Annotated in this window: 11 protein-coding genes and 1 pseudogene; 1 reads left to right on the forward strand and 11 read right to left on the reverse strand. The window is 72.4% G+C overall.

Translation table 11 applies throughout. The features are described from left to right. Positions 1 to 5: 5 nt before the first annotated feature. A pseudogene (locus tag AC4IHM_RS29155) lies at positions 6 to 1,086 on the reverse strand (NAD(P)-binding domain-containing protein). A 103-nt stretch (positions 1,087 to 1,189) separates the two neighbouring features. Between AC4IHM_RS29155 and AC4IHM_RS29160 the strand changes: the two are divergent. Beyond that, the gene (locus AC4IHM_RS29160; RefSeq protein WP_490869944.1) at positions 1,190 to 1,612 is read left to right on the forward strand and encodes a secondary thiamine-phosphate synthase enzyme YjbQ; all 423 of its coding nucleotides are present in this window, start codon (positions 1,190 to 1,192) and stop codon (positions 1,610 to 1,612) included. Between the two features lie 33 nt (positions 1,613 to 1,645). Here AC4IHM_RS29160 and AC4IHM_RS29165 read toward each other — a convergent pair whose 3' ends face one another. From AC4IHM_RS29165 to AC4IHM_RS29210, 10 genes are all read right to left on the reverse strand, one after another. Then, on the reverse strand, positions 1,646 to 1,807 hold the full coding sequence (locus AC4IHM_RS29165; RefSeq protein ID WP_490869945.1) for a hypothetical protein: 162 nt from the start codon (positions 1,805 to 1,807) through the stop codon (positions 1,646 to 1,648). A gap of 363 nt (positions 1,808 to 2,170) precedes the next feature. Continuing rightward, a complete protein-coding gene (locus tag AC4IHM_RS29170; protein WP_490869946.1) occupies positions 2,171 to 3,388 on the reverse strand; it encodes a hypothetical protein in 1,218 nt (405 codons plus the stop codon). Then, positions 3,385 to 6,390 (reverse strand): DEAD/DEAH box helicase, encoded by a 3,006-nt coding sequence (locus tag AC4IHM_RS29175; protein WP_490869947.1) that lies wholly within the window; start codon positions 6,388 to 6,390, stop codon positions 3,385 to 3,387. Before AC4IHM_RS29175 ends, AC4IHM_RS29170 begins: the two co-directional genes overlap by 4 nt. Positions 6,391 to 6,402: 12 nt before the next feature. Continuing rightward, the gene (locus AC4IHM_RS29180; RefSeq protein ID WP_490869948.1) at positions 6,403 to 8,118 is read right to left on the reverse strand and encodes a phosphorylase family protein; all 1,716 of its coding nucleotides are present in this window, start codon (positions 8,116 to 8,118) and stop codon (positions 6,403 to 6,405) included. A 168-nt stretch (positions 8,119 to 8,286) separates the two neighbouring features. Continuing rightward, the gene (locus tag AC4IHM_RS29185; RefSeq protein ID WP_490869949.1) at positions 8,287 to 9,513 is read right to left on the reverse strand and encodes a beta-ketoacyl-[acyl-carrier-protein] synthase family protein; all 1,227 of its coding nucleotides are present in this window, start codon (positions 9,511 to 9,513) and stop codon (positions 8,287 to 8,289) included. Beyond that, complete coding sequence (locus AC4IHM_RS29190; protein WP_490869950.1) at positions 9,510 to 9,770, reverse strand: acyl carrier protein; 261 nt, start codon at positions 9,768 to 9,770, stop codon at positions 9,510 to 9,512. Before AC4IHM_RS29190 ends, AC4IHM_RS29185 begins: the two co-directional genes overlap by 4 nt. Next, on the reverse strand, positions 9,734 to 10,780 hold the full coding sequence (locus AC4IHM_RS29195; RefSeq protein WP_490869951.1) for an NAD-dependent epimerase/dehydratase family protein: 1,047 nt from the start codon (positions 10,778 to 10,780) through the stop codon (positions 9,734 to 9,736). The genes AC4IHM_RS29190 and AC4IHM_RS29195 overlap by 37 nt, the downstream gene beginning before the upstream one ends. Then, positions 10,777 to 12,354: an AMP-binding protein gene (locus tag AC4IHM_RS29200; protein WP_490869952.1), complete on the reverse strand. Its 1,578-nt coding sequence runs from the start codon at positions 12,352 to 12,354 to the stop codon at positions 10,777 to 10,779. Before AC4IHM_RS29200 ends, AC4IHM_RS29195 begins: the two co-directional genes overlap by 4 nt. Continuing rightward, on the reverse strand, positions 12,351 to 13,307 hold the full coding sequence (locus tag AC4IHM_RS29205) for an alpha/beta fold hydrolase (protein WP_490869953.1): 957 nt from the start codon (positions 13,305 to 13,307) through the stop codon (positions 12,351 to 12,353). The genes AC4IHM_RS29200 and AC4IHM_RS29205 overlap by 4 nt, the downstream gene beginning before the upstream one ends. Beyond that, a complete protein-coding gene (locus tag AC4IHM_RS29210; RefSeq protein ID WP_490869954.1) occupies positions 13,301 to 14,323 on the reverse strand; it encodes a 3-oxoacyl-ACP synthase III family protein in 1,023 nt (340 codons plus the stop codon). The genes AC4IHM_RS29205 and AC4IHM_RS29210 overlap by 7 nt, the downstream gene beginning before the upstream one ends. Between the last annotated feature and the right edge of the window lie 23 nt (positions 14,324 to 14,346).

Raw genomic sequence — 14,346 nt, forward strand, 5'->3', positions numbered from 1 at the left:
GGGCGTCACGCGGCGACCGGCACCTGTCCGGCCAGCAGCCGCCTGATGTCCCGTACGGCCGCGCGTCCTGCCCGGTTGGCGCCGATGGTGCTGGCCGACGGCCCGTAGCCGACCAGATGGATCCGCGGGTCGGCGACCGCGCGCGTCCCCTCGACACGGATGCCCCCGCCCGGCTCCCGCAGCCGCAAGGGCCGCAGATGGTCGATGGCCGCCCGGAACCCGGTCGCCCACAGGATGACATCGGCGGCCACCCGACGCCCGTCACTCCACTCGACGCCCTCGGGCGTGATCCGGTCGAACACGGGACGGCGGTCCAGCACACCGGATTCCAGCCCCGCCCTGATCGCGTCGGTCAGGGGCAGCCCGGTCACCGACACCACGCTCTTCGGCGGCAGCCCCTGCCGCACCCGCTCCTCCACGAGCGCCACCGCGGCCCGGCCCGCGTCCTCGTCGAACGGTCCCTCGCGGAAGACGGGAGGCCGCCTGGTCACCCATGTGGTGGACGCGGCGTACGGGGCGATCTCCAGCAGGTGCTGCGTCCCCGAGGCGCCCCCGCCCACCACGACCACGCGCTGTCCGGCGAACTCCTCGGGACCGGCGTACCTCGCGGTGTGCAACTGGCGTCCCCGGAAGGTCTCCTGTCCCGGGTAGCGCGGCCAGAAGGGCCGGTCCCAGGTGCCGGTGGCGTTGATCAGCGCGCGCGTCGACCAGGACCCGTCCGGCATCTCGAGGAGCAGCCGCCCGCCCGTCCCCTCGCGCACCGCACGGACGTCGTACGGGCCGCCGTACCCGCAGGTCGAAGGTCCGCTCGTACGCCGCGAAGTACTCGCCGACCACCTCGGCGGAGGGCCGCGCCGGATCCGCGCCGGTCAGCTCCATCCCCGGCAGCGAGTGCATCCCGTGCACCTTGCCGTACGTCAGCGACGGCCAGCGGAACTGCCAGGCACCGCCGGGCCCGGGGGAGTGGTCGAGCACCACGAAGTCGCGCTCCGGCTCGAACCCGGTGCGCCGCAGGTGGTAGGCAGCGGCGAGTCCCGCCTGACCGGCACCGATGACGACGACCTCGACCTCGCGTGTGCTGTTCACATTGCCACCAACGATGCCGGGGCCCTCGGTCTTCCCTCCCTTTCGGGGCGATCACCGCCCCGACGCTCCCACCTGCGGCCCGTCGGGTACGCCAGGATGGGGCATGCCAGATGCCTTCACCACCCGAGTCCTGAACCTCGCCACCGGCCCGGCGGAGCGGGTCGCCGACATCACCGGTGACTGCGAGTCCTTCCTGCGCGAGGCGGCGGCCGGCCGCGACGGCCTCCTCAACGTCTTCGTCCCGCACGCCACCGCCGGGATCGCGATCATCGAGACCGGCGCAGGCAGCGACGACGACCTGCTGGCCACCCTGCACAGCCTGCTCCCCGCCGACGACCGCTGGCAGCACCGCCACGGCAGCCCCGGCCACGGCCGTGACCACGTCCTGCCCGCCCTCGTACCACCACACGCGACCCTGCCCGTGATCGACGGCCGCCTGGCGCTGGGAACCTGGCAGTCGGTGTGCCTGGTGGACACGAACGTCGACAACCCGGAGCGGCAGGTGCGGTTGAGCTTCCTGGGCTGAACGGGATCGACGCCGGGACGGCCGCTTTCCCGGTCAGCTTCCGAGTTCGGCGTAGCGGACTACCTGGACCGTCAAGCAGACGACCATGGCCGTCTCGGCCAGCGAGATCACCAGCAGTGGCCAGGGCGTCGGGCCGAACAGCCAGTAGACGGCCAGGGCCGCGAGCGGCGCCCCGCAGAACGTCATCAGGTCCACGGCGAGCTGGAACCGCTTCCGGGAGCGGCGGTGCGCGTCGCGGCGATGTGCGGACTCCCAGCCGAAGACATCGGCCTGGACCGAACGTCAACTCCTTGAGCCGAGGGGCCAGGTCGTCGCGTATGTACCGACCGACGGCGGAGATCTTCTCGTCGTTGGCCAGGTATGTCCATCCCAGGACCACGGACAGCGGGGGAAGCAGCAACAGCGTTTCGAGGTGGCCGTCCCGAGCGAGCGTGGAGCCGACGACCGCCGCCATGACACCGATGGTGGCGTAGATGAGATTGTCGCGGAAGCCGATCCTCGCCCGCTGCTCCTGCTTGATCTGGTCGTACTCGGCGAGGAGGAGTTGGCCGATGTCCATCACAGGTGTTCATTCTCCAGACGAGCCAGTTGGGCTTCCAGACCGCTGAGGCCGGTCTTCTCCGCTCCGCTGCGGACACGGGCCAAGCTGGGTACTTCCAAGCGTAGTTGGCGGGCCAGGCGGGTGATGAGTTCTTCCGCTTCCTGCCGGGTGACCTGCCGGCGCGAGCCCATCCTCTGGTCCAGCCGGTCGAGAAGGCTGCGCTTGCGCGGTGTCTCCTGCGGGCACCAGACGCGGAAGAAGCGGCTGCCCGCCATGCGATAGCTTCCGACGCGGGAGAACGGGATGCCCTTGTCGCCGAAGGCGGCGGAAGGCAGCGAGACCGACCAGGTGCCGTCGTCGTCCTGCTCCGGGGCAACCGCGTCGAGGCCCTGCTCACCGAGCCACTTCCGGGCGGACCGCAGGAGGCGCTCGTCCGCCTCCTGGTCCAGCTCCTCGTTGTCGAGCGCGCTGATCAGCTCCGGCGTGTCGGCACAGAGCGCGCTGAGCCGCGGGTCATGTGCTGTCCCCGCCTCGGCCTGGCCGTAGACCAGGAGACCCTCCCGGCCACGTACCAGGTGGACGGGCAGGAAGACGAGCGTCTCGTCCAGGCACTCCACGGAGTCCAGGGCGACGGGCAGGTTGAACAAGGCCCGGTCCTTGCGGCGCTTGAGGCGGTCGAGAGCCGAGCGGTCGAAGCCGGACGCCGCACCGACCGGCGTGAAGCGCGGGTACTGCGTACTGCGCTGCACCCGGCTCATCTCTTCGGCGGACAGAAGCGTCACGACCTCCTCGTCGTAGTGGGACCGGGCCAGCGGGCCGCAGCTCAGCGCCTCGAAGTACAGATGGCGACGGTCCTGGCGGGTGACCACATAGCGGATGTCGTCGTCCACGGAGCGTTGCCCCAGCGGCGTCAGGCTCAGCAGGCCTCCGGTCCCCTCCCGCACATGGCCGATCGCGGTCAGGAAACGCACGGCCTGCGCGACCAGGGCGCGGTCCAGGGCGAAGAACGCCGCGAGTTCGTCCACGGTGTTCAGGGAACCGCGGCGCAGTCCGCGCTCCAGGAAGCGGTCGATCAGGGAAAAGGCCTCGCCCTCGGTGATGTCGGCGCGGATCTCCACCTTCCACACCGGCAGCAGCAGAGCGTAGAGCCGGGTCGGCACGATGCCCTGGCCGAAGGCGGCGTCCTCCAGAACTCGCTCCTCGGGGAAGTTCATCAGCCGACGTGCGGTCGTCATGACCGGCTCCCTCCCCGAGCCGGGCCCGCGGCATCCCGCAGATCCGGGACTGTTTCGTCGAGGGCGGCCATGACCTCCCGGTAGTCCCGCAGATCGCCGCGTTCGCGCAGATGCTGATGCAGATCACCGACGAGAGTTCGAAAGCCCGGATCGTCCGCACGCGTCAACGTGCTCAGATCGCCGGTCAGCACGAGCTGGCTCTTGGCCCGGGTGAAGGCGACGTTGGCGCGGCGCAGCTCCTTGAGGAAGCCGATCCTTCCCTCCGGATTGCTGCGCGTGAAGCCGTACAGGACGACATCGCACTCCCCGCCCTGGTAGGAGTCGACGCTGCCGACCGAGGCGTCCGCGAGCTGGGAATCGCCGATCAGCGGAGTGAGTTGGCGCACGACCTCCAGCCGTTGGGCGAGGTAGGGGACGATCACCGTCCACTCGGCGCCGCGGCGGTGATAGAAGGCGGCGAGCCGCGCCAGGAGACGCGCTTCGCAGACGTTGAAGGGGCCCTTGTGGCCACGGCCTTCGGCGCGGCCCCGCCCCGACTCATGACGTACGCGGTCGGGCAGCGCGCCGGTGTCGACGAAGGCCATCGGGCTGGCGAACAGGGGATCGCGGTGACGGTGGTCCTTCTCCGTGCGCAGTTTCCCCCGGTAGAAGGCGGCCGAGATGAAGTCGGCGATCTCGGCGGGCATACGACGCTGGCGGGTCAGCTGCACGACGTGTGAAGAGGGCAGTCCGGCACGCAAGCGCTCCAGGGCGCTCTGTGACATCAACCGGACCAGCTCGGGATCACCGATGCCCTGGGCCCACTCGGCCACGTCGGCATCGCGGAAAGGCGGCAGTTGCCGGTCGTCCCCGACCAGCACACCACGGCGGACCCGGGTCAGCGGTACCAGAGTGTCCGCGACTCCGATCTGCCCCGCCTCGTCGATGATTCCCAAGTCGAAGTCCACACCGGACAGTTCCGCGCGTGACGCGGCGCCGATGCAGGTGGCGCCGACCACATGGGCGTAGCGCACGAGTTCGGGCACCAGCTGCCCCGAATCCCGGCCGACTTCGGCCCGCCACTGGTCGGTCAGTTCCCGGCGTCGTGCGAGGACCGGGATCCAGTCCTCCAACTGCCGGTGCAGGGCACGCAGCGCGGTCGCCCCCTCGGCAGGATCCGGCGGGCACTCGGGCCGCGCCGCCTCCGGCACGACCGCGCGCAGCGCGTGAACTGCCGTGTCGGCCGCCTCGTAGGCGGACCGCACGCTCTTGGCGAAGTGGTCCTCGGCCGCCTGGAGTGCGGTTCGGGCCGCGATGACGGCGGGGTCCTCACGGACCGCGCGTTCCGCCTCGGCGCTCGCCGTTTCGGTCCGCCGCAGGACGCTGTGGACGGACGCGTCCAGGTCCGCGATCCCAGCCGTCTCGGCGGCGAGCTGCACTTCCCGGCGGCGAGCCCGAAAGCGGTGCAGCCAACCGGTGAACAGGGCGTTGGAACGCCGCCGTTCGAAGTCGACCCTCGCCCGAAGCCACTCGGCACGCTCGGTTCGTTCCTCGCGGTCCGAGCGCAGCTCCTCCTCCTCGGACCGGAGCGCCGCCAACCGCGCCCGCGCCGGTGCGGCCGCCGCCTGGACCGCCTCGCTCACGCGCAGTTCCGCGGCCCGCGCCTCTTCGGCGAGGGTGTCGACCTCCTCAACGCGCGTGGCGAGTTCGGCCGTCCACGGTTCTACGGCTGCTGCCTCCTGGTAGGCCTGCGCACGCTGGGCCATGGCGTGCCGGATCTCCGCGGAGAGGCTTTCCGACTGTTCCTCCAGGAGCAACGGTTTGACGTCCGCGTGGACCTTGCTCTCGTCCCCGACCCGGATCACCACGAGATCCTGCGGGAGCCGGGCCAGTACGTTGTCCACCGCGCGGTTGGTGTGGGAGGTGACCAGTACCCGGCCGCTGTCCGCGGCGGACGTGGTCGCGGCGGTGTGCGCGATCTCCGTGATGGTCCGGGTCTTGCCCGTGCCCGGCGGTCCGAGCACCACCAGCAGGTCTTTGGTGGTCAACGCCTTGCGGAACGCCTGGAGCTGCTCGGGGTCGAGGTCCTGGTCCGGTCGCGCGTCGGTCGCGGGGATCGGGCGCACCCGGTGCTGGACCATGGCGGGGAGGAGCCCGGGGTTCTTCGATTCGCGTGCGCGCAGGCTCGCCACGGCCTGTCGCTGCTTGTTGTAGACCACACTGCTGGGGACGAGTTCCAGAGCGCCGCGCGTCGGCAACTGGTCCCACGACACGGGCTGGTCGAAGCGGACGGTGACGCATCGGCCCGCTGTCCGCCCCACTCTGCCCCGGGTTTCCGTGTTGCCCTGGATGCGGACGAAGTCGCCGGACGGTGGCAGCTCCGGTCCGACGAGCCGGAATTCGTAGACGGACTGCGGGCCCTTGCCGCGCTTGCCGCCCGTGGCCGTGAAGCTCTGGTACGGGAAGGGCGCGGCCTGGCGCGACTCCCGAGTGGTGATCTCCTCGGTGGCGTCGATGAGCCGGTCGACCGAGTGGAGGAACTCCGACTGGGCACTGTCGGCAAAAGGGGCTTCCGGCTGGTCCGACCGTGCCTGGACGAGCCGCTCCCAGGCCTCCTCGAAATCCCGCCACTGGGCGTCCGAGCCCGGGGGTACGGCCCTCAGCTCGAACACCATGTGCCAGGCGGGCGGGCGCACCACGAGGCAGCACTTGGCGAGGCGCGCGTGATCGGCGAGGCGCAGTGGGTCGATGTGCTTGACGAGGTAGCCGGTCCACCGGTTCGTCGCTTCCAGGCGTATCCGGTACGTGCGGGTGTGAACCAGAAGTGATGGTTTGTACTTGCCGCCGCCCGGACTGACGCTCACGGCCGCGCCGGTTCGCAGCCCGTTCAGGTCGTCGATGATCTGCGACACGTCCGACGGCAGACCGGCGCAGGTTTCGGCCTTCGCGCGAAGCTGCTCGTCGAGACGGAAACCGGGGACGAGCACCAGCGGAGCGCGCAGAGCGAGGGTGGTGACGGACATCGGGGGCACTCCTCAGCGCTGGGGCGGCGGGACGGACGCCAGCTCGCGGGCGGCGGAGAGCAGAGCACGGCGGAGCGTACGTGCATCGAGGCGGGCTCCCGGATCCTCCCGCAGCGCCCCGGCGACCGCGTGGACGAGAGCGTCCGGTACGGAGTCCGAGCCGCGGTAGGCGGGCAGCCCGGGGTCGGGGAGGCGACCGGTCAGCGCGCGGTGGAGCAGCGCGCCCAGCTGATACACGTCGGTGGCGGGCCCGGGGCGGACCCGGGAGCCGTGCCGTTGCTCGGGTGCCTGGTAGGGCCCGGCGTTCTCGCCCCGGCGGGGCGGCACCGTGGCCAGACCGAAGTCGCGAAGCACCATCCGGGGCCGGTGCATGACGATCGCGGTCGGTCGGAGCGCGCGGTGCGAGAAGCCCGCGTCGCTCCATCGCGCGAGGGTCTGAGCCACGTCGGCGAGCCCTCTCACAACGGCCCACAGGCGCTGCGGGTCCGTCGGCGTCGGCGACTCGGGCAGCAGTTCATGGACGGTTTCCAAGGGGCTGCCGAGCTTCGGGTCGTCGGGCCAGGCCAGGGCGAGCGTGGCGGTGTTCCCGCCGCGGGTCAGCTGTACGACGGCGGGACCCCGGAACCTGCGGCACAGCTCGGCTTCCTGGTCGAGCGCGGCCAGTGGGTCGAAGGTGTTCGGGCCGGGAGGCGGCCCCGTCCGTTCGACCTGGCGCAGCCAGACATAGGTGCTGCCACGACCGTCCCCGCCGGGCACCATACGTGCCACCGCCTGACGGTGCAGCACGTCGCCGTCCCGCGACTCGTGCAGGAGGTCACCGGGGCCTTCGTACAGCAGGTACCGCTGTCCGGCGACCTCGACGACGGGCCGGGTGTCCCAGGCGGCCGGCCGGGAGGAGCGCTCGGGCGCGGACACCACGATCACGGCGGGTGCGCTGCGCGGCTCCTGGGTCACCCGCCGTTTCGGGCGCAGGTCGCGCAGCACCCGCAGGGCGAAGGCGGCGGCGTGCCGGGCGGCCGTCTCCTGGGAGCCGGCGGCGTCGCGTGCTGATTTGTCCGGGTCGGCGAAGTCGCTGATGCCGCGGACGGAGAGGGCCCGTACCGCGTGGTTCATCCTGGTCGCCTGGGTGACGCCGTGGCTCTCCATGTCGACGGCCACCGCGTCGTTGTAGTGCCGGCGGATCCGTTGGGCCGTCTCGGAGTCGCGGAAGCCGAGCAGTACGTCGCCCGACGCGATCGGCTCGAAGTGAACCCCGGGCGGTGTGGAGGGCCGGGTGTCCGGGCCGAGGAAGGCCCAGGGGGCGTTGCGACGGGCGGAGCGCACCAGCTGATCCACGTCGTGTTCCGGCGACCAGGTGTCGGGACGGGCGGCGAACCCGTCCACGCTCTCGCGTCCACCGTGATAGCCGTGAACCTTGCTGGCGACGACGACATCACCGAGGCGGACATGGTCCTTGAGCGCGCCGGCGACGCCGACGAAGAGCACGGCCTCGGCGCCGAGGTGCTCGATCGCGGACTGTGTGACGAGGGCCGCACGGGTGTTGGTGGGCCCCGTCTCCGCCAAGGCCACCCGCCAGTTGAGGCCGGGTATCCGGCCGACGTTGAGAAGAGTGCCCAGCGGCAGTTCTACCTCGCGGACATCCTCCATGTGCCGGCGCACGGCCTCGTACTCCACCGGCAAAGCGGTGAGTACGACCGCGGTGGGCCGCGGCCCGCTTGCTCCCTCCAACGGAAAACCCTCGCCTTTCGCAGGTCCGAGACTGCACCTCATCACTCCCGGCCGCGATTCCGCTCGGGGAGGGAAGCGGCGGGAACGAGTACTCTAGTCCGGTCTGTCGAAGCGTGTCTGAGCTTCCCGGGATGGGCAAGATCGTCCCGAGAGCGTCGGCCGAGTCGGTCAGGACGCCTTGGCCAGGGCGAGGACGACATTGTGGCCGCCGAAGCCGAAGGAGTGGCTGACGGCCACCCGGATGTCCTGCCCGCGCGGTGCTTTGGTGACGCAGTCGATGTCGAACTCTGGTGCCGGAGCCCGCAGGTTGGCGATCGGTGGCACCGTGCGGTGTTCCAGGGCGAGCACGGTCAGCGCAGCCTCGACGGCCCCCGCCGCGCCCAGGCCGTGGCCGAGTACGCCCTTGGCCGAGGTGACGCTGGGGCGGTGCGGCAGCACGCGGGCGATCAGGGCGGCCTCCCCGGCGTCGTTGAGGGGGGTGGAGGTGCCGTGCGCGTTGACGTGGTCGACCTCGTGTGCGGCCAGGCCCGCCTGTGCCAGCGCGGTGCGCAGAGCCGACTCGGCACCCCGCGCTCCCGGGTCCGGAGCGGTGGGATGGTGGGCGTCCGAGGTGCTGCCACAGCCCATCAGCCGGGCGCGGGAGCGGGCGCCGCGGGCGGCGGCGTCCTCCTCGCGTTCCAGGACGAGGACGCCCGCGCCTTCCCCCATGACGAAACCGTCGCGGTCGGCGGCGAAGGGCCGGGACGCCTCGGTGACCGCGTCGCGGCGCCGGGACAGGGCGCCCAGGCGCCAGAAGCCGGTGGTCACCAGGCGGCTGATCGCCGCTTCCGTGCCGCCCGCCACCGCGACATCGCACTGGCCGGAGACCAGGAGGTCGCGGGCCACGGCGACGGCGGTGGCGCCGGAGGCGCAGGCGGTGGCCGGGGCCAGACCGGGCCCGCGGGCCCCGAGGTCGATGGAGACCTCGCCGACCGCCATGTTCGAGAGGAACTGGGGGACGGTGAGCGCCGAGACCATGTCGGAGCCCCGCTCGTCGAGGCGCCGGGCCTGCTCCTCGTACACCGCCGTCGCCCCGACGCTGCAGCCGATGACGACGGCGACCCGGGCACCGTTCCACGACCTGGGGTCGAGGCCGGCGTCCCGTACGGCCTCCCGGGCGGCGAGCACCGCGAGTTTCGCGTCCCGCGCCATGCGCCACGCGGTACGTCCGACGCGTCGGCCCAGGGCGTCGGGGGAGAGCGGGACACGGCAGGAGAAGTCGACCGGCAGGCCGGCGAGCGCCGGGTCGGGGGCCGCGGTGCTCACGCCGTGGCAGACCGCGCTCCAGGTGGCGTCGGCGTCCTCCCCGGCCGGGGTGATCAGACCGAGGCCGGTGACGGCGACGGGCGCCGTCATGAGGGTGTCACCGCCTCGGGGCCGGCCGCGCGCAGGGCGTCGAGGTGCTCGGCGGCCTCGGCGACGGTACTGCCCGGAGCGATGTGATCGACGCTGATCCTGACCGCGAACCGCTCGTGCAGGATGAGCACCAGCTCGGTCAGGGCCAGCGACTCCAGGCCGAGTTGATCCAGCGTGGCCTCGGGATGAATGACGTCCTCCGGGACCTGGAACGAGTCGGTCAGGACGGCACGGAGGGTGTCGTAGGTGTCGGGCACGGTGTGTCCTTGCTGTCGTCGGAGGCGGACGGGGCGGTCCGGGTGAGTTCGGCGAGGCCGGCCTCGAATCCGATCGGCGGTTCGAAGGACAGCTCGCGACGTGCCGCGCTCAGGTCGAAGTAGTGCGGTTGCAGCAGTTCCGCCACCAGGAGGCGGCTCAGGGCCAGGGTGCGCGGGCTGCGGACCAGGCGCAGGAACGTGTCGCTGACGGCGGCCGCGGCCTTCGCCTGCCACGGCGGTACGGCGCACCAGCGGGCGTCGATACCCGCGGCCCGCAGGAAGTGGTGGATGATCTCGCGCAGCGGACGCGGGTCGCCCTGGCTGATGAAGTAGGCGCGCCCGCCGGCCTCGGGCGAGCGGCGCAGGCGGTCCAGGGCGAGGAGGTGGGCGTGGCCGGCGGTGCGCAGGTGGGTGGTGTCGACGAGGTTGCCGCCGTCGCCGGGCATCCACAGGCGCCCCGCCCGTACGGCGCGCGCGAGGGCCGGGACGAAGTGGGGGTCGCCCGGCCCCCAGATGATGTGCGGACGCAGTGAGACGGTGGCCAGTTCCGGGCCGTGGGCGGTGAGGACCAGGGCCTCGGCGGCGGCCTTGCTGCGGGGGTAGGCGGCCATGTGCCCCGAAGGGCGGGGGAGGTCCTCGCCGACGCCCTCCAGACCACCGGGCCTGAAGGCGACACTGGCGGTCGAGGTGTGGACCAGCGTGCGCACCCGGTGGGCGCGGCACTGCTCGATCACATGGCGGGTGCCGACGACGTTGGTGGTCCAGTAGGGCCGCAGCGGGCCGCTGACCCCGGCCAGCGCGGCGTTGTGGACGACGGCGTCGCATCCGGCGACCGCGCGGGAGACGGCGTGCGCGTCGGCGAGATCACCCAGGTGCTGCCGGACACCCAGCTGTTCCAGGGCCGCGCTGGGCCGGCGGCAGAGGGAGGAGGTGACGATGCCGCGCGCCGTCAGCCGGCGGCAGATCTCCAGCCCGAGGAATCCGCTGCCGCCGGTGACCAGTACCTTCAACGGGGCCTCCGGTGCAGGCGCTTGGCGGCCCAGTCCGCCAGCCGCGGGCGGTCGATCTTGGAATTGTGCCGGGGATCGGTGGGAAAGCCGGGGTGCGGGAGCAGCACGTCGACGCGATCGCCCTCCGGATGGCCGCTCAGGGCGGTGCGTACGGCTTCCAGGGCCGCGGCGGCGGGCGTCGAGGGCATGGGCTCCACACACAGGACGGGCAGCCGGCCCCCCGCCGTGTCGACACCGACCAGAGCGGTGCGGCGAACCCCGGCAGCGGTGTCGGCCACGATCTCGATGTCCTCGGTGGTCATGCTGAAGCCGGTCCCGGTGACCAGATGGGCCCTGCGGCCGAGGAACCACAGCCGGCCCTGGTCGTCGAGCCGGCCCAGGTCTCCGGTGCGGTGCAGTACGCCACGGTCGGTGGCGCTCTTCGTGGCGGCGTTCGCGTCGGGACGCGCGTGGTAGGCCGGGCTGACGGTGGGGCCGGTGACGGCGATCTCGCCGAGTCCGGTGGAGTCGGCGTCCAGGATCCGCGGGTGGATGCCGGGCAGCGGGCGGCCCAGACACGTACCGGCGTGCCCGGCGGGCGGCTCGATGCGTGCGGCCCGCAGGTCGTGGTCGTCGATCGCGCAGACGGGCAGGCACTCGGTGGCGCCGTAGACGCTGAGGATCTCGGCGGCGTCCGGCACGGCCTTGCGCAGCGCTTCGGCGAGGTGGAGGCGGAGCGGGGCGCCGAAGGACAGGATCTGCCGGACCGAGGGCAGGGTGATGCCGTGCCGGGCGCAGTGCCCGGCGATCAGGGTGAGCACGGCGGGCGAGGCGACGATTTTGGTGACCGCGTGGGTCAGGATCGGCTCGACGAGTTCCCTCGGCGACGTGCGGGCCGGGGCCAGGTGGTGCACGGCGGGGACGAGGGTGGTCAGGCCCATGAGCGGGCCGAGCATCGCGACCGGAAGGAATCCCGCGAGCAGTACGTCGTCGGGCCGGGGCGTCAGCAGTGCGGTGAGCGCGTCGAGTTGTCCCGCCAGGGTGGCGTAGCGGTACTCCGCGCCCTTGGGGCGGCCGGTGGAGCCGGACGTGAAGGCGATGACGGCCAGTTCGTCGCCGTCGGGCTCCCGGGGCGGCGGCTCCGGCACGCCGCCGGTCGTCGTCCGGGTCGCCAGGTGCCTGCCCGCGGCGAGCAGCGGCCGGCCGGTGGACAGGGAGATGCGGACGTGGGGGCGTCCCCAGCCGAGGGCCCGGCGTCCGAGCCGGGCCAGCGGTTCGCCGATGAAGACGTCCGGAGCGATGTCCCGCAGGCAGCGGCGCACCTCGGCGCGCGGCTCGATCAGGACGGGTACGGCGCCGAGGGAGCACAGGGCGTACACGACGACGGTGAGGTCGTAGGCGTCGCGGGTCATCACGACGGCCTTGTGGCCGGGCCGGACCCCGGCCCGGTGCAGGGCCTGCGCGGTGCTGTGGCATCCCCGCACCAGTTGGCCGCGGCTGATGGTCCGGGAGGTCCCCCCGCGGCAGGGGACGAGGGCGGTCGCGTCGGGCCGGTCGGCCAGGCGGGCGACGATGCCCGGGGCGGTCGCGGTCATCGGGTTCCTCGCATGAAGTCACGGATGTGGTCACCGAGTTCGGCCGAGGCGTCCTCCATCACGTAATGCCCGGCCGCGGGGAACCGGTGGACGGTCGCGTGGGGACAGCGCCGGGTCCACTCCTCCAGCAGCCTCGGGGTGAACACCGGGTCGCGCATGCCCCAGCAGATGAGCATGGGCAGTGCGGTCGGACCGGCGTCGGAACCGGCGGGTTCCAGCAGCCGCCACACGGGATCGACGGTGTCGCGCGGGATGGCGCGGACGGCGTCGGTGACCGCCCGCCGCTCCGAGCGCCGGGCGTAGGGCCGGAGGTAGGCGCGGCGCTCGGCCGGACGCAGCGGGTGGTGCACTCCGGCGCGCACGGCGGTGCGCGCGAAGCCGTTGGTGAGGTGCACGGCGTCGGCCACCAGGGGGTGGTCGCGGATCCAGCGCAGGTAGAACGGCAGTTGGAAGTCGCCGGGCCAGGGGAAGGCCACGGTGTTGCAGACGACCAGCCGGGCCACGACCCCCGGGTGCCGCAGCGCCCAGGCGATGCCGAGCGGACCGCCCCAGTCGTGCAGGACGAGCGTCCAGCCGCGCTCCGGCAGTCCCTCCTCGCGCACCAGGTGCTGGTGGAGGAGGTCCAGGTGGTCCAGTTGGGCGCGGTAGGGGTCCGGGACCCCCGAGGGCGGCCGCAGATGCCGGGACAGGCCGAAGCCGGGCAGGTCGGGTGCCAGGCAACGGGCGTGCGGGGAGAGCCGGTCGACGACTTCGCGCCACGCGTAGCTCCATGACGGGTTGCCGTGCAGGAACAGCACCGGCTCCCCGGAGCCGAGGTCGAGGTAGTGCTGTCCGGTGGCCGGCACCCGCCGCCAGTGCCGGGGCGCGGGGTAGCCCGGCAGCAGCCGCTCCAGTGCCGTGGCGCGTTCCGTCGCCGTGAGTGCCGGGGCACGGCCGGCCCGTGCGCTCACCATCGGACGAGGGCCAGGCCGACGCTGAGGCCGCTGGCCGCGCCGATCATCGTCACGAGGTCCCCGTCCTCGATACGGTCGGCCTCCCGCGCCTTGACCAACTGCAGGGGCAGCGAGGCCGCCGCGCAGTTGCCGTGTTCGGCCACCGCGGGCATGCACAGGCCCTCGGGCAGGGAGAAGGCCTCAAGCATCTGTCGGTACTGCGGCATGGCGATCTGATGGAAGGCGACGAAGGCGCCGGCACGTGCCGCGGCGAGTTCGTCCCCGGCGGCGGCCAGGGTTTCGGGGAGCACGTCCAGCAGGCTCTGGCGCAGATCCCCGTTCAGGCGCAGCGTGGTGTGGTCGTCGTGCACGGAGCGCTGGTGCATGGTGCCTCCGCCCGACACGGTGCAGGCCTCCCAGGCGGCGGAGTTGCTGACGAACCGCATGGCGAGGACGCCGGGTCCGTCCTCGGCGGCGGGCGAGGCGGTGAGCACCATCGCGGCGCCCGCGTCGGAGGCGGTGTAGCCGGGCAGCGCCCTGAGCAGCGCCTGCCGGTCGGGCACGTTCCAGCGCGTCACCAGGGAGCCGGCCTCTCCGCAGGCGATGAGGACGGTGCGGTAGCGGCCGGTCTCGATGAACGAAGCGGCCGTCTCCATGGCGTTGAGGACGCTGTTGCAGGCGTTCTTCACGTCGAACACCGGGCAGGTGGCGCCCATCTTGGCGGCCACCAGGTGTGACGTGGCGGGTTCGATGAGGTCCGAGGCGGTGGCGGCGAACAGCAGCAGATCGATGTCGCCGATCCGCAGGCCCGCCTCGTCGAGTGCCCTGCGGGCGGCCGCCACGGCGAGGTCGGAGGCGTTCTCCCCGTCTCCTCGCACATGGACCCCGCGCACTCCGGTGAGATCTTCGAGCAGACCGGGCGGCGGTGCGTAGTCTCCGCTCTTGGCGATCTTCTCGCGGATCTCGTCCATGGTCCGGTAACGGGTCGGCAGATGGGCGGCAACGGCCGCGATGCGGGCACGGGCGGGTTCGGGCACCGCGCAACCGTAACGACGCCGGG

This window comes from Streptomyces sp. SL06 (assembly GCF_058244745.1).